Annotated in this window: 15 protein-coding genes and 3 pseudogenes; 13 read left to right on the top strand and 5 right to left on the bottom strand. The window is 57.6% G+C overall.

Annotation, left to right across the window (positions count from 1 at the left end):
- Positions 1 to 97: 97 nt before the first annotated feature.
- From HF327_RS21975 to HF327_RS06490, 4 genes and pseudogenes are all read right to left on the bottom strand, one after another.
- Positions 98 to 824: pseudogene (locus tag HF327_RS21975) on the bottom strand (IS110 family RNA-guided transposase); the annotation flags it as partial.
- Between the two features lie 19 nt (positions 825 to 843).
- Positions 844 to 1,665 carry an IS3 family transposase gene (locus tag HF327_RS06500; RefSeq protein WP_059441892.1) on the bottom strand — a complete coding sequence of 274 codons (822 nt, stop codon included), beginning with the start codon at positions 1,663 to 1,665 and terminating at the stop codon, positions 844 to 846.
- The gene (locus HF327_RS06495; RefSeq protein WP_059441893.1) at positions 1,662 to 1,979 is read right to left on the bottom strand and encodes a DUF1153 domain-containing protein; all 318 of its coding nucleotides are present in this window, start codon (positions 1,977 to 1,979) and stop codon (positions 1,662 to 1,664) included. The genes HF327_RS06500 and HF327_RS06495 overlap by 4 nt, the downstream gene beginning before the upstream one ends.
- Before the next feature lie 53 nt (positions 1,980 to 2,032).
- Positions 2,033 to 2,332 (bottom strand): annotated as a pseudogene (locus HF327_RS06490) (IS110 family transposase); the annotation flags it as partial.
- A 79-nt stretch (positions 2,333 to 2,411) separates the two neighbouring features.
- Between HF327_RS06490 and HF327_RS06485 the strand changes: the two are divergent.
- A pseudogene (locus HF327_RS06485) lies at positions 2,412 to 3,207 on the top strand (IS5 family transposase); the annotation flags it as partial.
- A gap of 378 nt (positions 3,208 to 3,585) precedes the next feature.
- Here HF327_RS06485 and HF327_RS06480 read toward each other — a convergent pair.
- Positions 3,586 to 4,695 carry an MraY family glycosyltransferase gene (locus tag HF327_RS06480; RefSeq protein WP_169107460.1) on the bottom strand — a complete coding sequence of 370 codons (1,110 nt, stop codon included), beginning with the start codon at positions 4,693 to 4,695 and terminating at the stop codon, positions 3,586 to 3,588.
- Between the two features lie 135 nt (positions 4,696 to 4,830).
- On the opposite strand from HF327_RS06480, the gene argB reads away from it, so the two are divergent.
- From argB to HF327_RS06420, 12 genes are all read left to right on the top strand, one after another.
- Positions 4,831 to 5,730, top strand: a complete 900-nt coding sequence (argB, locus tag HF327_RS06475; RefSeq protein ID WP_169107459.1) for an acetylglutamate kinase — start codon at positions 4,831 to 4,833, stop codon at positions 5,728 to 5,730.
- Positions 5,731 to 5,887: 157 nt separating this feature from the next.
- Entirely contained in the window at positions 5,888 to 6,607 is a 720-nt protein-coding gene (locus HF327_RS06470) for a response regulator transcription factor (protein WP_169107458.1), read from the top strand.
- A 147-nt stretch (positions 6,608 to 6,754) separates the two neighbouring features.
- Positions 6,755 to 8,254, top strand: a complete 1,500-nt coding sequence (locus HF327_RS06465; protein WP_169107457.1) for a sensor histidine kinase — start codon at positions 6,755 to 6,757, stop codon at positions 8,252 to 8,254.
- Positions 8,255 to 8,428: 174 nt separating this feature from the next.
- Positions 8,429 to 9,124: a nucleoid occlusion factor SlmA gene (gene slmA, locus HF327_RS06460; protein ID WP_169107456.1), complete on the top strand. Its 696-nt coding sequence runs from the start codon at positions 8,429 to 8,431 to the stop codon at positions 9,122 to 9,124.
- A 185-nt stretch (positions 9,125 to 9,309) separates the two neighbouring features.
- Entirely contained in the window at positions 9,310 to 10,128 is an 819-nt protein-coding gene (locus HF327_RS06455; protein ID WP_198460434.1) for a TetR/AcrR family transcriptional regulator, read from the top strand.
- A gap of 70 nt (positions 10,129 to 10,198) precedes the next feature.
- Positions 10,199 to 11,995 (top strand): acyl-CoA dehydrogenase C-terminal domain-containing protein, encoded by a 1,797-nt coding sequence (locus HF327_RS06450; RefSeq protein WP_169107455.1) that lies wholly within the window; start codon positions 10,199 to 10,201, stop codon positions 11,993 to 11,995.
- Positions 11,996 to 12,081: 86 nt separating this feature from the next.
- The gene (locus HF327_RS06445) at positions 12,082 to 12,525 is read left to right on the top strand and encodes a DUF2147 domain-containing protein (protein ID WP_169107454.1); all 444 of its coding nucleotides are present in this window, start codon (positions 12,082 to 12,084) and stop codon (positions 12,523 to 12,525) included.
- A 79-nt stretch (positions 12,526 to 12,604) separates the two neighbouring features.
- Positions 12,605 to 15,031 (top strand): 3-hydroxyacyl-CoA dehydrogenase/enoyl-CoA hydratase family protein, encoded by a 2,427-nt coding sequence (locus HF327_RS06440; RefSeq protein ID WP_169107453.1) that lies wholly within the window; start codon positions 12,605 to 12,607, stop codon positions 15,029 to 15,031.
- A gap of 22 nt (positions 15,032 to 15,053) precedes the next feature.
- Positions 15,054 to 16,250 carry an acetyl-CoA C-acyltransferase gene (locus tag HF327_RS06435; protein WP_169107452.1) on the top strand — a complete coding sequence of 399 codons (1,197 nt, stop codon included), beginning with the start codon at positions 15,054 to 15,056 and terminating at the stop codon, positions 16,248 to 16,250.
- Positions 16,251 to 16,266: 16 nt separating this feature from the next.
- Entirely contained in the window at positions 16,267 to 17,190 is a 924-nt protein-coding gene (locus tag HF327_RS06430) for an alpha/beta hydrolase family protein (RefSeq protein WP_169107451.1), read from the top strand.
- Between the two features lie 52 nt (positions 17,191 to 17,242).
- Positions 17,243 to 18,076 (top strand): acyl-CoA thioesterase, encoded by an 834-nt coding sequence (locus HF327_RS06425; protein ID WP_169107450.1) that lies wholly within the window; start codon positions 17,243 to 17,245, stop codon positions 18,074 to 18,076.
- A gap of 45 nt (positions 18,077 to 18,121) precedes the next feature.
- Entirely contained in the window at positions 18,122 to 18,916 is a 795-nt protein-coding gene (locus HF327_RS06420; RefSeq protein WP_169107449.1) for an enoyl-CoA hydratase, read from the top strand.
- Positions 18,917 to 18,941 lie beyond the last annotated feature (25 nt).

The raw sequence follows: 18,941 nt of genomic DNA, 5'->3' as shown, positions 1-18,941 counted from the left end.
CCGGTTGTGTCATCACATTTGAGAAGCGTCGCAAAAAAACCACGGCGGGGTGTTGACCGACTCTTGCCGGCCTGCAATCAAGTTCGAGAGCGTTCTGCTATGCCGCCACCATCGACGGGCGGTAGCTCTCAGGACCACTCAGGACAGATTGAATGATCCGTGCATTCTTGTTGGCCAGCGCTACAGTCGTGCGGTTGTATCCGCGCCTGGAGATCAGTTCCCGCAGCCACATGCTGCGTGCATCCTCGCGGCACGCAACTCTGATCAGGACAGAGCGCGCACCGTGGATCAACAGCGTTCGCAAATAGGTATTTCCCCGCTTGCTAATGCCGAGCAGGCGAGACTTTCCGCCCGATGAATTTTGTTGGGGAACGAGTCAGATCCAAGCAGCCAGGTGGCGGCCGTTTTTGAATGTCTTGGCATCGCCAATAGCGGCCACCATTGCAGTTGCGGTCATCACCCCTATGCCTGGGATGGCTGCGATTTTCTGGCACAACGCGGGCTGTTTCATGAATGCTTCAAGCCATTCTTCCGTTTGAGCAATCTGAGCTTCGATTGCGTGGAACCCATTGAGCGCAATGCGCAGTAACGTCTGGCAGCGAATGGTCAGCTCGCCTTGTGTCTGCTCGAGGATTTCAGGGAAAGACTTCTTAAAAGCTGCTGGAGATCGGTTTACGGTGATGCCTCTTTCTGCGAGCAGACCCCGCACTTGATTGATGAGTGCGGTACGCTGCTGTACTAGCAGCTCGCGCGGCCTGAATGTCTTGCTGCTCGACGGACTTCACCTGCACGAAGTTCATGCTCGGGCGGCAGGCTGTATTGACCCAGCGGTTTCTGCACAGGTCAGGCTGCTAAAGCATAAGCCTCAGCGGGGGTCTTCATGCCCAGCGCCTGATGAGGGCGCCGGTGGTTATAAAAGCCGATCCAATCTGCGATCACACGACTGGCGTGCTGCAGTGTCTCGAAGCGGTGGCGGTGCACGCATTGGTCTTTGAGCGTTCTGATCACGCGCTCGACCATGCCGTTTTGCTCCGGGCTGTACGGGGTGATGAACTCCTGCTGCAGGCCATAGCTTTTGACCAAGGCCGTGTAGCTGCGGCTGGTGAACACCAGACCGTTGTCTGACCTCAACAGGAACGGGTGCCGGACCTTGCCCAGACAGCCGTACCTGGCAATCAACGCCTGCTCCAGCGCCGCTTCAGCGGTCTTGGATCGGCCACTTCGGCTGAGGTGCCAGCCCAGCAGCTCGCGGCTGTAGCAGTCGATCACCAGGGCCAGCGAAGCCCAGCCATCACGCCCTGTCCACACGCGGCACAGATCGGTGGCCCAGCGCTCATCTGGCGCCTTGGCCACAGAAGGCAATGCCTGGATGCGAGGCCTGAAGCCCACCGGGCGCTTGCGCACCTGCCAGCCCTTGAGCTGGAAGACCCGCTGCACGGTGTTCTTGTTCAAGCCAAGCAGGTGCGCCACGGTGCGATAGCCGAACGACGGGTTCTCTTCGATCATGGCCTTGATGGGCTTGACGAAGTGTTCCTGAACCTTCGGTGGTGCCTTGGTGCTGCGGTAGTACACCGTGCGCCGGGGCATCTCGAACCAATCGCACAGCTTGACCAGGCTGACTTTGAATCCGTCTTGGGCCAGTCCCTGCTGAAGGCTGAGGATCATTTCTCGTCCTCGTTGCCCAGCAGGGACGCCAGCTTTTTTCTGGCACGCAGCTCCAACATAGCTTCGCCATAGGCCTGCTGAAGTTCGCGCAGTTGCTTCTCGTACTGCTCTTTGATTTCCAAGGGCTTGGTGCGCAGGGCGTTCTCCATGCCACGCTTGCCTTCATCGACCCATTGCTCAACCTCCGAGGGGTTGAGGTCGAAGGCCCGGCTGGCCTCCGAGATCGTGGTCTTGCCCTGGATGATGTCCAGGACAAGGGCTGTCTTACGCTTGGCTGTCCAGCGCTTGATGTCGTCTTCCATCAGGGTGCTCATCGTCGTTTCCTTCAACGTTAACACCTGAGCAGGAATTCACTGGGTCAATACAAGGCTGCCTCGACGATCGCCTCTGCATCGTTGTGATCGTTCTTGTTTGTCTTGACGAAGGGCTTGACGTAATGCGGGCTGATCAGCTTGACTTCGATGCCAATGGCTTGGAACTGTCTTGCCCAGTGATGAGCGGAACTGCAGGCCTCCATCGCGATGGTGCGCGGCTGTAGTTGCCGGACCGCCTCCATCAATGCAGATCGACTGACCTTGGCTCGGTGCAGTGCACGACCGCGACGATCAGCTCCGTGTAGTTGAAACACGCGCTTGGCCAAATCGATGCCCAGAATGTCAACGTTCATGATGGACCTTCGGTAGCGGCAAGTTGTGAAAGACGACCAGTTTGTGACGAAAGTGGCGTCGGGTCCATCTCAGTAGTAGTGGTTCACCCTCAGTGATCCCGCCATGGAGGAAGCGCTGCATGACATGCCGTTGTTTCGGGATTTCGCAGGTTTGTCGTGGAATAGCTCTACACCCGATGAGAGCACCATCTTGCGCTTCTGCCATTTACTGGAAACGCACAAGCTGGCCGAGCAAATTCTGAAGATCGTCACGGACTTGCTCGTGGGCAAAAAGCTGCTGCTGCGTACAGGCAACATCGCGGATGCCACGTTGATTGCAGCGCCCAGTTCCACCAAGAACAGCACCAAGTCTCGTGATCCAGAGATGCACTAGACCAAGAAGGGCAACCAGTGGCACTTCGGCATGAAGGCCCATATCGGTGTGGATGCTGACTCTGGCTTGGTTCACACCGTGCGTGGAACTGCCGCCAATGTCAGCGATGTTGTCGAAGCCAACAGCCTTCTGCACGGACAGGAAACCGATGGCTATGGTGATGCAGGCTATCAGGGCGCAGACAAAACGTCCTGACATGCCGGTTGACACATCCGTGCGCAAGCTGCACTGGCACATTGCAATGAAGCGTAGCAAGCGCAAGGCTCTGGACCCGATGCAGCCGATCCCCTTGTTGCAAGAGCAACTCGAGCAGGTCAAATCCAAAATACGGGCCAAGGTCGAACATCCATTCCGGGTCATCAAACGCCAGTTTGGTCACGTCAAAGTTCGCTACCGAGGCTTGAACAAGAACCCCCTGCAATTGCACACCCTGTTTGCTTTGGCGAATTTGTGGATGACCCGTACCTGCTTGCTCGCAAACAGTCCATTCAGATCAGTTTAAGCAGCCTGAGAAGGCAAGATGTCCGCTAAACGCGGACATCTTGATGGGGAGTAGAGCTACCAAAAAGTGGCAGTACACGCTTATGTGGTGGCTATCACGTGCGGAACTGCTTTGTGCAGAGGCTCCCTAGTTCTCGATAGAGTTCTGGGGCCGCCAAATCGACATCTGCGCGTCTGAGTGCCTCGATGATCTGGCTGTCGGTGAAACGTTATTTTTTCATGGTAAAGACTCTCATGTGAAAGCCTCTACTTCTCAGGGCGCTGGATTTGCGGTGGGATTACCCTCTCATTTCCTCCAATTTTTGAAATTAAAAATGATCAAGCTATTATTTTAGTGTTTTTTTAATAATCGGAGATGTTCGATTTCTACGTTGTGTTTTTATATTTTTGGATTCCAACGGAAATAAGCCAGCTTGTTATAAAATGCCAAATAACACAAAAAACTCACTACAAAAGAAGTTGCCGTAAGTAATTTGCTTTGATATGTCAAAACAGCTAGAGAGCAGGGAATTGCTGCGTAAATCCAGAGGAATGGTGAGGTCAGCCCGTTTTGCATGGGTTTTGAAAAATTAGAGAATATTTTTCTTGCCCAGCGCTTGTTTGCAAGTGAATGCAGGTGAAAGAAATCTGGCTCTGTCGGGCTGTAACCTTCGCGCATGGTTCGGCGCAAAATACTGAAGCCGACCTCAATAATTGGGTAGGAACAGATCAGTAAACTGGTCCACGGTGATACGGAATGATTTCGCTCAGGTAAAAGTACAGCAATCCAAGCTAGCGTAAATCCCAGGAAGTAGGCGCCGCCGTCGCCCAAAAATATTTTACCCTTGGGCCAGTTGACGAGAAAAAAGCCGGCGACCGCACCTGCGATGATCATGCAAGTGAAAGCGAGGGGAATATCACCCACATGCCTAGCGACGACGCCGAAGGCGGCCAAGATGATCAAAGCTGTGCCAGCCGTAAGACCGTTCAGTCCATCAATAATATTGATAGAGTTGGCGACGCCTCCCACTGCAATCGCAGTAAAGATGACGGAGATGACGGTAAAACCCAGTAAAAAGTCAATACCTGGTACGTCGACATGAGTGAGTGAGGTACCTGTAATGCCCCAGCCTAGTACGCCAGATGCCATGGTTGCCAGCAGTCGTATCTTTACAGAGACTTTTTTGGTCAGATCTTCCAGTAATCCAAAAATGAAAGCGGGTATGCCCGCCAGCAGAATGGCGCTGAGGATAGCTCTTTTTTCTGCTGCAGCAATACCATGACTGGAGGCCGCAAATCCTGCAAAAACCCCGATCGCAATCCCAATGCCGCCGATACGTGGTGTGGGGGTGGTATGAACTTTCTGGACTCCGCTGCTTGAATCCATGGATAAGCTGCCATGCCATTTTTGCGTAAGAACCAGGAGAAGGCAGGTTGCAAAAGATGCCAGTAGGGCAACTGTTGCGTCATATCGTATTAATTCAAGAAGCGAAAATTGAGTTGAAAACATGCAACTAGTTCTTGTTGGAAGGCGTGGTTATCGACCTGGGGCGGATCGGTGGAACAATCTGTGCTGTAGCGCTGTTTGCGGCACAATGCAGCCCATCTGACTTGAACATTGTCCCACGGGACAGAGCCTTGATCTATGACCACCATTGACCCCACCACCCAGATCGCCCCTCGCGACAAAGCTGAAATCCTCGCGCAAGCGCTGCCCTACATTCGCAAGTTTCATGGCAAGACCATGGTCATCAAGTATGGCGGCAACGCCATGACCGATCCTGCCCTGCAGGCGGACTTTGCGGAAGATGTGGTGTTGCTCAAGCTGGTGGGGATTAACCCTGTGGTGGTTCATGGTGGTGGGCCTCAGATTGAAGCGGCGCTGGGGCGCTTGGGCAAGAAGGGGGAGTTCATCCAAGGCATGCGTGTCACGGATGAAGAGACCATGGAAGTCGTGGAGTGGGTGCTTGCTGGTGAGGTGCAGCAGGACATCGTGGGTCTGATTCATCAGGCGGGTGGCAAGGCTGTGGGTCTGACCGGCCGTGACGGTGGGCTGATTCGTGCCAAGAAGCTCAAGATGGTGGACAACAAAGATCCGAGCATTGAGTACGATGTGGGCCATGTGGGTGACATCGTGGCGATCGATCCTAGCGTGGTAAAGGCCCTGCAGGATGATGCGTTCATTCCTGTGATCAGCCCCATCGGTTTTGGTGAGGAAAACGAGAGTTACAACATCAACGCAGACGTGGTGGCCAGTAAGCTGGCGACTGTGTTGCAAGCTGAAAAACTGGTGCTTTTAACCAACACTCCGGGTGTTTTGGATAAGGCAGGCAAGTTGCTGACGGATCTGACGGCTCGTGAAATCGATGGTTTGTTTGCGGATGGCACGATTTCTGGCGGCATGTTGCCCAAGATTGCTGGTGCTCTGGATGCTGCCAAGGCGGGTGTGAACGCCGTGCACATCATTGATGGTCGCGTGCCGCATTCCATGCTGCTGGAAATTTTGACGGACCAGGCTTATGGCACGATGATTCGTAGCCATTGATGAGCCTGTCTGGCCCTGACATGTAGCTGCCCGTGCAAGGTGGCTTGTCGCATAAAGCGTTAACATCGTCACAGGGCTTTTTCGGGCGGACCTGAGCTCAGGATCCCGCCGCAAGCCGCCTTTGGGCGGCTTTTGTTTTTGAGCTAGGTAGGACTTTATGCGTTTGCTTCTGGTGGAAGATGATGTGATGGTGGCCAGCGGTATCAAGCTTGGTCTGTCCGACGCTGGCTATGCCGTGGACTGGGTAGGTAGTGCGGAGCGTGCGCTGGAGGTGCTGGCTCAGGAGGCGTTTGATGTTGCAGTGATCGATATCGGTCTGCCTGGCATCAACGGGCTGGAGCTGACCCGCCGCCTGCGCAGCAGCGAGGTGGAAAGCAAGGCCATGCCGGTATTGATCCTCACTGCGCGTGATGCGCTGCAGGATCGGGTGCAGGGACTGGACTGGGGGGCAGATGACTATATGGTCAAGCCCTTTGAGCTTCCCGAGCTGCTGGCGCGTCTGCGGGCACTGATGCGCCGCTCTCAGGCTGCAACGTCTGCAGTGCTGAACTTTGGCTGTATTGAGCTGGATACGGCTGGTCGCCGTGCGGGTGCTCGCCAGGCGCCGCAAGAGGGTGAGAACGAAGGCAAGCTTCTGGCGATTGATCTGGGTCCGCGTGAATGGACGGTGCTTGAATATTTGCTGCTCAATGCGCCCAAGCCCGCCAGCAAAGAGAAACTGTTGCAAGCCCTGACAGGCTGGGACCGTGAAATCACACCTAATGCGGTAGAAGTTTATGTTTCGCGCCTGCGCAGCAAACTGGAGCCACATGGTGTGGCTTTGCGCTCTATTCGAGGCTTTGGTTATCGGTTGGAGTTGATGCCTGAAGCTCTTTGATTAAAGCGCATTGATGGATCAAACTGATAGCTGTTTACGCTTAATTGATATTGATTTCAGATAGATATATATCTTAATTCTTTATTAATGAAGCGATGGTAGCTATGAGAAATAGAGCTCTCAGCCACTTTATTCACATACCTATTAATGACTGCCAACCTGCGCTTTCGTCTGCTGGTTTTGTTGCTGGTGCCACTGATGCTGTTGGGGGTCATGGGTGGCTGGTTCAGCTACAGTGCGGCGGATGAGGCTTCTACCCAGCATGACCAGCGCTTGTTGCGCTTGCTGCCTGCACTGGCGGATTCGGTGCTGGCCCCGTCGATTGCCGATGGCACGCCGCCGCTGGTGTCGCTGACTCCCTCGGTGGAAGATTTTTTGCGCAATCAGGGCGATGAAGTGGCTTATGCCATTGGCGATCTGCAAGGCAATGTGGTTGCGGGCGATGCCTGGATACGCTTTGATGTACCGGCGACGGGCACGGCGGAATTTCACAGCCAGGAGCATGACGGCGTGACTTACCGCGTGGGCGTGCTCAAGGCAGAAACCTATGGTGCGGGCGAGATGGTCGTCATGCTGGCGGATAGCAGTGATGTGCGTCAGCAATGGGTGCGCCAGTTAATCATGCATGTGCTGCTGCCCAATCTGCTGCTGATTGCCGGCGCGGCCGTGGCGATTTACTGGTCGGTTAGTCGGGCCTTCAAGCCGTTGCATAAGTTGACTCAGGCGGTAGAGCGCCGCTCACCGCGCGACCTCAGCCCTATTGATGAGCAGACATCGCCCGCTGAAGTGCGCCCGCTGGTGCGTGCTCTCAATCGATTGTTCTCTTTAGTCAATGCACAGGCCGAAGGTCAGCGCCGATTTGTGGCGGATGCGGCCCATCAGTTGCGCACGCCGCTTGCCGCCTTGCAGGCACAGGTTGAGGCCTGGGCGCTGAGCGCGCAAGAGGCGCAGCGCATTGCCAAGCGCAGCGGCGGGCAGGCACAGGTGGTGCTGAATGTGGAGCAGATTGAGCAGTTGCGTGATGCCACGCGGCGCACCTCTCAGCTGGCGCGCCAGTTACTGGCCTTGTCGCGCGCGGATGCCCGCAATGCCGAGGTGCAGCCCCTGCAAGAGGTCGACCTCAAAGACCTGTGCGAGAGCATGCTGGAGACCTTTATCGACCGGGCCTCAGCCAAGGGTCTGGACTTTGGGCTGGAGGTTCAGCCAGCTTCTGTCTGGGGCCATAGCTGGTTGCTGCGTGAGCTGGTCTCGAACCTGGTGGAAAACGCCATTAAATACACGCCCCAAGGTGGCAGTGTCACGCTGCTTTGTGGACTGCGCCCTCAGCCTGTGGGTACGGATGATGTCACGCTGCTCAATATGCCCGGCGTTGCTCAGTGGGCCTATGTCGAAGTCGATGACGATGGACCCGGCGTGCCTGAGGAAGAGCGCAGCCAGATTACCCAGCGCTTTTATCGCGCTCAGGGCGTGGTGGAAGAGGGAACGGGTTTGGGTTTGGCGATTGCCGATGAGATTACTCAACTCCACCAAGGCGTTCTGAGTTTTGCCGAGGGTAGTTTTGGTAAAGGCTTATTAGTAAGGCTTGAAATTCCAGTTCAAACAGTTTCAGAAGGTAGCCATGATCTATCTGAAGGTCTGCAAGGGTGATTTCTCGGTTACGCTTGGGAGGTGGTGAGAGCGGTGGGTTGAATGTTCAGGCGCGGAGACCACAAAACCGGATTAAGTACGGTTTTGCAAACCTGAAAGCCTGCCGATTAGGGAGTCGTGTGCTTAACAGTGCAACTGGCTGTGAGAAAATTGCTAATAAATACTGAGTCGCCTATGTCTGAGTCTGAAGTCCTATCGCCTGTTTCCAATAACGAAAATCTAACTGAGGACACATCCGTCGCTCCTGCATTGGCCCCTGCGCGCAAGCGTCCCAAGCCAGGAGAGCGCCGTGAGCAAATCCTGCAGGCCTTGGCATCCATGCTGGAAAAGCCCGGTGCCGATCGCATTACGACGGCTGCCCTGGCTGCCCATCTGAGCGTGAGCGAGGCGGCGCTCTATCGCCACTTCGCCAGCAAGGCCCAGATGTTTGAAGGCCTGATCGAATTCATCGAGCAGTCTGTCTTCTCCATGATTCAACAAATCGTAGGCCGTGATGTGCCAGAGGTAGCACTCGGTCCTATCGAAGGCGCGCGCAATGCCAACCGCGTGATCGCTCTGTTGCTGCAGTTTGGTGAAAAGAATCCTGGCATGGTGCGGGTGATGGTGGGCGATGCCATCGTGTTTGAGCACGAGCGCCTGCAAACACGCATGAATCAGTTTTTTGACCGCATTGAATCCACTCTGCGCCAGTGCCTGCGCCCTGCGGCGGGTGCCATGGGCTCTTCCGCTCCTACGGCTGAAGCTTCGGTGGCAGCCAGCGTGCTGACTGCGTTTGCGCTGGGCCGTCTACAGCGTTATGCCCGTTCGGGCTTCCGCCGCTTGCCGACTGAACACCTGGATGCCAGCCTGGCCATGATGGTCGTGGCGTAATCCAGCGCTTTTCCTCCATGAAAAAACGCCGCAGTCGCAGGACTGGCGGCGTTTTTTCATGACTGCGAGGAGGTTGCAGCTAGGGAAATCCTTGGCAAGAAAGGATCGGTATTTACCCTTTGCATGCCTGAATCCATAAAGAAACTGTGCAAAATAGAACGATCGTTCGTTTTATTGAGAATTTCATGGTTTCGTCTTCCGTTCCCCGTTCTTCAACTTCTCCCGCTAGCCGGGATGCGGCGCATGTGGCTGGCCGCGCAGAGGGGAGTGCCGGGCTGAATCATCCAGAGATGCCTGCAAAGACTGCTGCCAAGTCTCGCAAGGCACTGCCCGCTGCGCAAGCTGCTGCTAGCCCCAGGGCAGAGGGCACTGAGTCTGCCGTCAAGACTTCAGGGCGCTCATTGGCAAAAGGCCAGCAAACCAAGGCCACGATTGTGGAGTCCGCTCTTAATTTGGCAACCCATATAGGTCTGGAAGGCCTGTCCATTGGTGCGATTGCTGAACTCACTGGCATGAGCAAGTCAGGCGTGTTTGCCCACTTTGGCTCGCGTGAAGAGTTGCAGATTTCCGTGGTGCACGAATACCACGACCGTTTTGAGCAAGAAGTGTTCTACCCAGCCATCGAGGCAGAGCGTGGCATACCGCGTCTGCGTGAGCTGTTTGGGAACTGGATGAAGCGCACTTCCATGGAGATTGATTCCGGCTGCATCTATATCAGCGGTGCCGTGGAGTTTGACGACCGCACCGGCCCTGTGCGCGATGCGCTGGTCGAGTCCGTCAGCACCTGGCTGGCTGCCATGCGTCGCACGATTGAGCAGAGCCAGGAATGTGGCGACCTACGTGCTGATGCCGATGCCAGCCAGTTGCTGTTTGAAATTCACGGCCTGATTCTGGCGCTGCACTACGAAGCCCGCTTCTTGCACAGTGAAGGCTCGATCGAGCGTGCCCATGCTGGCTTCAACAACATTCTGGCGCGCTACGCCAGTGAGCCCCCAGCGGCCTGACGCCCCACACGGCAAGCGACGGTCCATCTAGCAACCCTATCCAACGCGAAACTACCTCAGGAGACGACACATGCCCAGCTACAACCCGCCACTGCGTGATATGCAATTCCTCATGCATGAGGTCTTCAAGGTCGCTGAGTCTTATCAGCAGATGCCCACGCACGCCGAGGTGGATGTAGACACCATCAATGCGGTGCTGGAAGAGGCTGGCAAGTTTGCGGCCAATGTGACCTTTCCGCTGAACATCAGCGGCGATGCCGAGGGTTGCACGCTGGACAAGGCCACGCATGAGGTGACTACGCCCAAAGGCTTCAAGCAAGCCTATGCCCAGTTTGTGGAAGGTGGCTGGCCTGCCTTGTCCTGCGACCCCGAATACGGCGGTCAGGGCCTACCCATGGTTCTGAATTCGGCACTGTATGAAATGCTCAACAGCGCCAATCAGGCCTGGACCATGTACCCCGGCCTGTCCCACGGTGCTTATGAAGCCCTGCATGCCTACGGTACACCCGAGCAGAAAAAGACCTATCTGGGCAAGCTGACCAGCGGTGAGTGGACAGGCACTATGTGCCTGACCGAGTCGCATTGCGGCACCGATTTGGGCCTGCTGCGTAGCAAGGCTGAGCCGCTGGCCGATGGCACTTACAAGATCACCGGCAACAAGATTTTCATCTCCGCAGGTGAGCACGACTTCACCGAAAACATCGTGCATCTGGTGCTGGCCCGCCTGCCTGATGCGCCTGTGGGCTCTAAGGGCATCAGCCTGTTTGTGGTGCCCAAGTTCCTGATCAAGGCCGATGGCTCCCTGGGTGAACGCAACCCCATCTTCTGCGGTGCGCTGGAGCACAAGATGGGCATCCACGGCAATGCCACGGCGCAGATCAATATCGATGGAGCCATCGGCACCATGGTGGGTGAGCCCAACAAGGGTCTGCAAGCCATGTTTGTGATGATGAACGCCGCCCGTCTGGGCGTGGGCAACCAGTCGCTGGGCCTGACCGAAGTGGCCTTCCAGAACGCGCTGGCCTATGCCAAGGACAGGCTGCAGATGCGATCCCTGTCTGGCGTCAAGGCCAAAGACAAGGCAGCGGACCCCATCATCGTGCACCCCGATGTGCGCCGCATGCTGATGACAGCCAAGGCCTATGCCGAGGGGGGGCGTGCGCTGTCCACCTTCAGCGCACTGCTGATTGATACCGAACTGAACCACCCTGACGAAAAAGTGCGCAAAGACAGCGCCGAGCTGGTCGCGCTGCTCACGCCCATCGTCAAGGCCTTCATCACCGACAACGGCTGGATCTCCACCACCATGTGCCAGCAGGTCTATGGCGGCCACGGCTTCATCACCGAGTGGGGCATGGAGCAGTTTGTGCGCGATAACCGCATCAACATGATTTACGAAGGCACCAACGGCGTGCAGGCGCTGGATTTGCTGGGTCGCAAGATCCTGGGCAATCAGGGCGCCACGCTCAAGAAGTTTGGCAAGCTGATCGCCAAGCTGGTGGAGGAAGAGGGCGTCAATGAAAAGATGAGCGAGTTCATCACGCCCATCGCCATGCTGGGCGACCAGATGACCAAGTTCACCACCGAAATCGGTTTCAAGGGCATGCAAAACCCCGACGACGTGGGCGCTGCATCTGTGGACTATCTGCGCGTGGCCGGTCACCTGGTCTTTGGCTACCTGTTTGCCCGCATGGCGCAGGTGGCGCTGCGCGAAATTGCTGCTGGCAATGCCGACCCCTTCTATCTGGGCAAGCTGCAGACGGCGCGTTTCTACTTTGCCAAGCTGTTCCCCGAAACATTGACGCTGATGCGCACCGCCCGCGCTGGCAGCCAGTCGCTGATGGACACCGAAGCCGCTCTGGCCTGAAGCTCCACAAGCCATGCAGCCTCGCTATTGAAAGCGTAGCTGCATGCGCTGATTCATCCCTTGTTTTAATATTAAAGGACTTGGAAATGAAGAAAATTAAAGCGCTGACAGCTCTTGTTTTGGTAGCGGGTGGCATGTCCACTGCATTGGCGCAGATGTCGCCCCTAGGCACCTGGCGCAGCATGGACGAGAAAGAAAACACGCCCAAGGCGCAGGTGAAGATCACCGAAGCGGGGGGCATCGTCTCCGGCAAGGTTGAGGCACTGCTGCGCAAAGGCGCTGACCCCAATCAGCTGTGCACCGAGTGCAAGGACGAGCTGAAAGACAAGCCCATGGTGGGCATGACGCTGATCAGCGGCGTCAAAAAGGCCGAGGGCAAGGAAGTCTGGGAGGGCGGCAAGATTCTCGACCCCGAAAACGGCAAGACCTACACCGTGCGGCTGACGCCCATCGAAGACGGCAAAAAGCTGGAAGTACGCGGCTCCATCGGCCCCTTCTGGCGCACGCAGACCTGGGTCCGCGTTCAATAAATCTCAAGACAAAACAGCCAGTGCTGAAGCTGCTTGACGCTAGGTTAAGCAGCAGCTGGCCCTTAATGGAACATTGCTCATGTCCCGATTCAATGTGAAAAAAGTCGCCGTGCTGGGTGCGGGCGTGATGGGTGCGCAGATTGCCGCCCATCTGGTCAACGTCAAGGTGCCGGTCATTTTGTTTGACCTGCCCGCCAAAGAAGGCTCCAAGAGCGGCATTGCAGAGCGCGCCATCGCCAATCTCAAAAAGCTCAAGCCTTCGCCCATTGGTGTGGCCGATGATGTGGATCTGATTCAGCCCGCGAATTACGAAGAGCACATGAAGCTGCTCAAGGGTTGCGATCTGGTCATCGAAGCCATTGCCGAGCGCATGGACTGGAAGCTGGACCTGTATCACAAGGTCGCCCCCTTCATTGCCAAGCATGCGCTGGTGGCCTCCAACACTTCGGGTCTGTCCATCACCAAGCTCAGCGAGGCTTTGCCCGATGCGATCAAGCCGCGTTTTTGCGGCATTCACTTCTTCAACCCACCGCGCTATATGCAGCTGGTGGAGTTGATCAACACGCCCACGACCCAGCCCGAAGTGCTGGATCAGCTTGAAACCTTCGTGACTGCGGTGCTAGGCAAGGGTGTGGTTCGCGCGCATGACACGCCCAACTTCATCGCCAACCGCATTGGTATTGCGGGCATGCTTTCCACCATGAAGCAGGCCGAGAATTTTGGTTTGAACTTTGATGTGGTCGATGACCTCACCGGCAAAAAGCTGGGCCGTGCATCAAGCGGTACCTTCCGCACTGCGGATGTGGTGGGCCTGGACACCATGGCCCACGTCATCAAGACCATGCAGGAGAACCTGAACGAGCAAAGCGACCCCTTCTTTGCTAACTTTGGCACACCCAAGGTGCTGCAAAAGCTGCTGGACCTCGGCTTTTTGGGTAATAAAACCAAGCAGGGCTTTTACAAGCGCGTGGGTCGTGAAACCATGCAGTTCGAGCTGGCCAGCGAGGACTACATTCCAGCCGGTGGCAAGGCCGACGAGGTGTATGGCCGCATGCTCAAAAAGCCCGCAGCTGAACGCCTGAAACTGCTGCGCAATGCCGAAGGTAAGGAAGGCCAGTTCCTCTGGGCCATTCTGCGCGACAGCTTCCATTACGCTGCCGTGCATCTGGAGCATATTGCCGACTGCGCACGCGATCTGGATCAGGCCATGCGCTGGGGCTATGGCATGCAGCAAGGCCCGTTCGAGCTGTGGCAAGACGCTGGCTGGCTGGATGTGGCAAAGATGGTTCAGGAAGATATTGATGCAGGCAAGGCGCTGTGCAAGGCGCCGCTGCCTAAGTGGGTGTTTGAAGGCCCGGTGGCTGAAGCCGGTGGCGTGCACACGGGCAATGGTTCGTGGAGCGCATCTCAGGCCCAATTTGTGCCGCGCCGCGTGCTGCCGGTGTACGAACGCCAGATCTTCCCTGAAAAGCTGCTGGGCGAAACCAACCTGCCTGACTGGCAGACCGCTGGCACCACGATTGCTGAAACCAAGGCGCTGCGTACCTGGACACTCGACGATGGTTCTGAAGGTCCCTCCGGTAAGCGGGTTCTGATCGCCAGCATCAAGAACAAGATGCACGCCATCAGCCCCGAAGTCATGGAAGGGCTGATGGAAGCAGTGGATACGGCTGAGAGCGACTTTGATGGCATGGTCATCTGGTCGGGCGATTCGCCTTTCAGCGTGGGGGCTGACCTTGAAGCCACCATGCCCGCCTTTGTGATTGGCGGCGCAGACGCCATCGAAAGCATCGAGCAAGAGCTGCAAAACCTGATGCTGCGCCTGCGTTATGCACAGGTACCAGTGGTGTCGGCCATTCACGGGCTGGCTCTGGGCGGGGGCTGTGAAATGGCCGTGTATTCGGCCCGCCGCGTGGCGCATATGGAAAGCTACATCGGCTTGGTAGAAGTCGGCGTGGGCCTGGTGCCCGGCGCAGGCGGCCTGACCTATATCGCCCGCCGCGCTGCCGAAAATTCTGCGACCAGCACAGGCAAGGATTTGCTGCCCTTCCTCACCGAAGGCTTCACCGCAGCCGCCATGGCCAAGGTGGGCACCAGCGCACTGGAGTCACGCAAGCTTGGCTATCTGCTGGAAAGCGACATCGTGGTGGCCCACAAAGATGAAGTGCTGTTTGTGGCCATCAACGAAGCCAAATCTATGGCCGCCAGCGGCTGGCGCGCACCGCTCAAGCGCAGCTTCCCCGTGGCGGGCCGCAGCGGTCAGGCCACCATCAAGGGATCGCTGGTGAATATGCGCGATGGCGGTTTTATCAGCGAGTTTGACCAGTACATCGCAGGAATGATTGCTAACGTGGTGTGCGGCGGCGATGTGGATGCCGGAACGCTGGTGGATGAGGCCTATCTGATGAAGCTGGAGCGCAAGGCTTTCTGCCATTTGATTGCTCATCCCAAGACCCATGAACGTATCTTGGGCATGCTCAATACCGGCAAGCCGGTGCGCAACTAAGGCGAAGCGAGGAGATTCAAAAATGAAACAAGTACAAGACGCCTACATCGTTGCCGCAACGCGCACGCCCATTGGTCGTTCGCACAAGGGCGTGTTTCGTAACTACCGCCCTGATGATCTGCTGGCCACCACGCTGAAAGCAGCGCTGGCTCAGGTTCCCGGCCTAGACCCCAAGGCCATTGAAGACATCATTTGCGGCTGCGCCATTCCTGAAGGTCAGCAAGGCCTGAATGTGGCGCGCATTGGCGCGGTGCTGGCGGGGCTGCCCACCAGCATTGGCGGCATTACCGTCAACCGCTTCTGTGCCTCGGGTTTATCTGCCGTGGCCATGGCCGCTGACCGTATTCGTGTGGGCGAGGCCGATGTGATGGTTGCCGCCGGTGTGGAAAGCATGAGCATGGTGCCCATGATGGGCAATTCGCCCAGCCTGTCGCCCACCATATTCGAGCGCGATGGAGATGTAGGCATTGCCTATGGCATGGGCCTGACGGCCGAGAAGGTGGCCCAGCAGTGGAATGTCAGCCGCGAAGCGCAGGACGCGTTTGCGCTGGAGTCGCATCGCCGCGCCATTGCAGCCCAGCAGGCGGGCGAGTTCGCTGACGAAATCACGCCGATTGAAGTGACAGACCGCACGCTGAACATTGCCACTGGTGAGCCTGTTATCAGCACCCGCACCGTGAGCCTGGATGAAGGCCCGCGCCCAGATACCAGCATCGAAGGTCTGGCCAAGTTGCGCACCGTGTTTGCGGCGCGTGGCTCGGTCACGGCAGGTAATAGCTCGCAGACCAGCGATGGTGCAGGTGCACTGATTCTGGCCAGTGGCGATGCCGTTAAGCGTTTTGGCCTGACGCCGCTGGCGCGCTTTGTGAGCTATGCGAGCAGAGGTGTTCCGCCCTCGATCATGGGCATTGGCCCGATTGAGGCCATCCCTGCCGCGCTGCGTTATGCCGGTCTCAGCCAGAACGACATGGACTGGATTGAGCTGAACGAGGCTTTTGCAGCCCAGTCTCTGGCGGTGATCAATACGCTCAATCTCGATCCCAGCAAGGTCAATCCCATGGGCGGCGCGATTGCACTGGGCCACCCGCTGGGTGCGACGGGTGCGATTCGTGCGGCGACCGTGGTGCACGCGCTGCGCCGCAAGCAGCTCAGGTACGGCATGGTGACCATGTGCGTGGGCATGGGCCAGGGCGCAGCCGGCATCTTCGAGCGCGTTTAAGCGGCGCAGGCATTTGATGCAGACCACTCCGCAGCCTGCAGTGCAATGGACGGAGATGAACTTGCCCATCTCCGTCGGTCCGGCCCATCTGGTGCTGCGCCAATGTCAACCCACGACAGCCACGGCGCAGGCGCAAGTGGTTGTGGCCCCTGCCATGGGCGTGCAGCAAAGCTATTACCAGCCCTTTGCGCGCTGGCTGGCAGAGCAGGGCTACGGCGTGACCACGTTTGACTACCGCGACCATGGCCTCTCGCTGCAAGGACCTCTGCGCGAGGCCAAGGCCGATCTGCTGGACTGGGCCAAGGATTGCGAGCGGGTTGCCGCGCAGCTTAAAAGCCAGTTTCCCGATCAAGCCCTGATCTGGATTGGCCACAGCGTGGGCTCGCAGCTGCCGGGTCTGGCTGCAACGCCTTTGCCCATCAACGGCCTGCTTTCCGTGGCCAGCGGCAGCGGTTACTGGCGCGATAACGCTGCACCCACCAAACGCGTTATTCGACTTTTTTGGTGGGGCGTGGCGCCGCTGGCGACTTGGCTGTACGGCTCATTTCCGGGGCGCAAGCTGGGTATGGTCGGTGACTTGCCTGCAGGCGTGCTCTGGCAATGGCGGCGCTGGTGCATGAATCCGCGTTACGCCATGGGCATTGAAGGCGAATGGGTGGCCGATGCCTATGCCGCCGCCCACTACCCGCTGCACGCTTTATATATGGAAGACGACGAAATGATGTCACTGGCCAGCGTGCAGTCGCTGGTGGGCTGGTACCAGAGTGCGCCCAGCACGCTGGAGCATGTGAGCGCGGCGCTGGCTCCAGCAGGGCGCATAGGCCATCTGGGGTATTTCAGAGAAGAGATGGCTGAGCTACTGTGGCGGCCCCTGTTGCCATTGCTGCAGAGCTGGCGCGTGGGTGATCGAAGCCCTGGCAAACCCTTGTTTAGGCCGTAAGAGTCACCTGTTTGACGGCCTTCATTCCTGCCCTTGGGCAACACTGAGACCTATGAGCACAGACCTCCACCCCTTTGATCGTGCCGTGGCCCTGACTGCCACGGGAGTGCCCAATCAGTACCGTGGGCAAGCATCGCCGGATTACTGGAACATGGTCGGACCCTATGGCGGCATCACGGCTGCCAGCCTGGTTCAGGCCATGCAGCAGCACCCGCAATGTCTGGGGGACCCGATCTCCATCACCGTCAATTACGCTGCGGCGGTCGGTCCCGGTGCTTTCGAGATTGATGCCAACCCGGTGCGCACCAACCGCTCGACCCAGCACTGGATTTTGACCGTGCTGCAGCCTGACGCAGACGGCAAGATGCAGGTGGTGACCACCGCCACCGCCGTAACCGCTGTGCGCCGCGAGACCTGGAGCGTGAGCGATATGCCCATGCCCGCCGTCAAGCCAGCGGCAGAGTTTGAGCGTGTACCGCCACTATTCAAAGGTGTTGAGTGGCTCGCCCGCTATGAGATGCGTTTTGTGCACGGTATTTTGCCTAAAGAGGAAGACGGCTCAGAGCGCGACTCTCTGACGCAGCTGTGGGTGAGAGACAATCCGCCGCGTCCGCTGGATTTTGCGTCGCTGGCTGCGGTCTCTGACGTGTTCTTTCCGCGGGCGTGGCTGCGCCGCGCCAAACGCGTTCCGGCGGGCACGGTGTCCATCACCGTGTACTTTCATGCCGGGCGTGAGGAGCTGGCCGCTGTGGGCGATGACCTGCTGCTGGCGCAGGCGCGCGGGCAGGAGTTCCGCAACGGCTTTTTTGACCAGACAGCCCAGTTGTGGAGCCAGTCTGGCCAGATGCTGGCCACCAGCCACCAGATTGTTTATTACAAGGAATAAGGCGCCGAATCCGGCGACCGATCCACCATTCGATAAGGCAAGACCATGAGCAATACCCAGGATTCCCAGGACATTCTGGTGCACACCGAAGAGGGCGTTTGCACCATCACCTTCAACCGCGCAGCAAAGAAAAACTCTTTCACTGAAGCCATGTACACGCAGATGGCAGATGCGCTGGTATCGGCCAAGACCGATGCGGGCGTGCGCGTGGTGGTGTTCCAGGGTGATATCGCCATCTTCAGCGCGGGCAACGATATTGCTGACTTCCTTAAGCAAACATCGACCCCCGGTGCCATGGGGGCTGATGCCCCGGTGTGGCGTTTTCTGCAGGAAGTCTCGGCCTTCCCCAAGCCACTGGTTGCCGCCGTCTGTGGCCCGGCAGTAGGCATTGGTACAACGCTGCTGCTGCATTGCGACCTGGTTTATGCGGGTGACAACGCGGCCTTCTCGCTGCCCTTCATCAACCTGGGTGTCTGCCCCGAAGCCGCATCCAGCTTGTTGCTGCCGCAAATGCTGGGCTACCACCGAGCGGCCGAGGCGCTGCTGCTGGGCGAGCCCTTCATGGCTGAAGCCGCACTGGAAGTGGGTCTGGTCAATCGCGTGGTGCCGCCTAACGAATGCAATGGCGTGGCGCAGGCTCAGGCCAAGAAGCTGGCGCGCAAGCCCCTGTCTTCGCTGATCGAAACCAAGCGTCTGATGAAGGGCGGCCAGGCCAAGGCGGTGAGCGAGCGCATTGCGGAAGAAGGCGCTGTCTTCGCCCGCATGCTGCGTGAGCCTGCCGCCAAAGAAGCGCTGACATCTTTTATGGAAAAACGCCACCCGGATTTCAGCAAGTACTGAAATCCACGCCAGTGAAGCTGGCGTG

The organism is Comamonas suwonensis (assembly GCF_012844455.2).
In the GTDB taxonomy this organism is placed as follows: domain Bacteria; phylum Pseudomonadota; class Gammaproteobacteria; order Burkholderiales; family Burkholderiaceae_C; genus Comamonas; species Comamonas suwonensis.
The sequence above is the reverse complement of the archived record's forward strand: the minus strand, read 5'-3'. Positions and strand labels throughout refer to the sequence as shown.

What these genes read in the sequence shown, in the direction of transcription:
- slmA (WP_169107456.1), top strand. Translation starts at nt 8,429, where the DNA reads ATGTCTGAGTCTGAAGTCCTATCGCCTGTTTCCAATAACGAAAATCTA.
- HF327_RS06445 (WP_169107454.1), top strand. Translation starts at nt 12,082, where the DNA reads ATGAAGAAAATTAAAGCGCTGACAGCTCTTGTTTTGGTAGCGGGTGGC.
- HF327_RS06495 (WP_059441893.1), bottom strand. Translation starts at nt 1,979, where the DNA reads ATGAGCACCCTGATGGAAGACGACATCAAGCGCTGGACAGCCAAGCGT.
- HF327_RS06430 (WP_169107451.1), top strand. Translation starts at nt 16,267, where the DNA reads ATGCAGACCACTCCGCAGCCTGCAGTGCAATGGACGGAGATGAACTTG.
- HF327_RS06500 (WP_059441892.1), bottom strand. Translation starts at nt 1,665, where the DNA reads ATGATCCTCAGCCTTCAGCAGGGACTGGCCCAAGACGGATTCAAAGTC.
- HF327_RS06470 (WP_169107458.1), top strand. Translation starts at nt 5,888, where the DNA reads ATGCGTTTGCTTCTGGTGGAAGATGATGTGATGGTGGCCAGCGGTATC.
- HF327_RS06450 (WP_169107455.1), top strand. Translation starts at nt 10,199, where the DNA reads ATGCCCAGCTACAACCCGCCACTGCGTGATATGCAATTCCTCATGCAT.
- HF327_RS06420 (WP_169107449.1), top strand. Translation starts at nt 18,122, where the DNA reads ATGAGCAATACCCAGGATTCCCAGGACATTCTGGTGCACACCGAAGAG.
- HF327_RS06425 (WP_169107450.1), top strand. Translation starts at nt 17,243, where the DNA reads ATGAGCACAGACCTCCACCCCTTTGATCGTGCCGTGGCCCTGACTGCC.
- HF327_RS06435 (WP_169107452.1), top strand. Translation starts at nt 15,054, where the DNA reads ATGAAACAAGTACAAGACGCCTACATCGTTGCCGCAACGCGCACGCCC.
- HF327_RS06480 (WP_169107460.1), bottom strand. Translation starts at nt 4,695, where the DNA reads ATGTTTTCAACTCAATTTTCGCTTCTTGAATTAATACGATATGACGCA.
- HF327_RS06440 (WP_169107453.1), top strand. Translation starts at nt 12,605, where the DNA reads ATGTCCCGATTCAATGTGAAAAAAGTCGCCGTGCTGGGTGCGGGCGTG.
- argB (WP_169107459.1), top strand. Translation starts at nt 4,831, where the DNA reads ATGACCACCATTGACCCCACCACCCAGATCGCCCCTCGCGACAAAGCT.
- HF327_RS06465 (WP_169107457.1), top strand. Translation starts at nt 6,755, where the DNA reads ATGACTGCCAACCTGCGCTTTCGTCTGCTGGTTTTGTTGCTGGTGCCA.
- HF327_RS06455 (WP_198460434.1), top strand. Translation starts at nt 9,310, where the DNA reads ATGGTTTCGTCTTCCGTTCCCCGTTCTTCAACTTCTCCCGCTAGCCGG.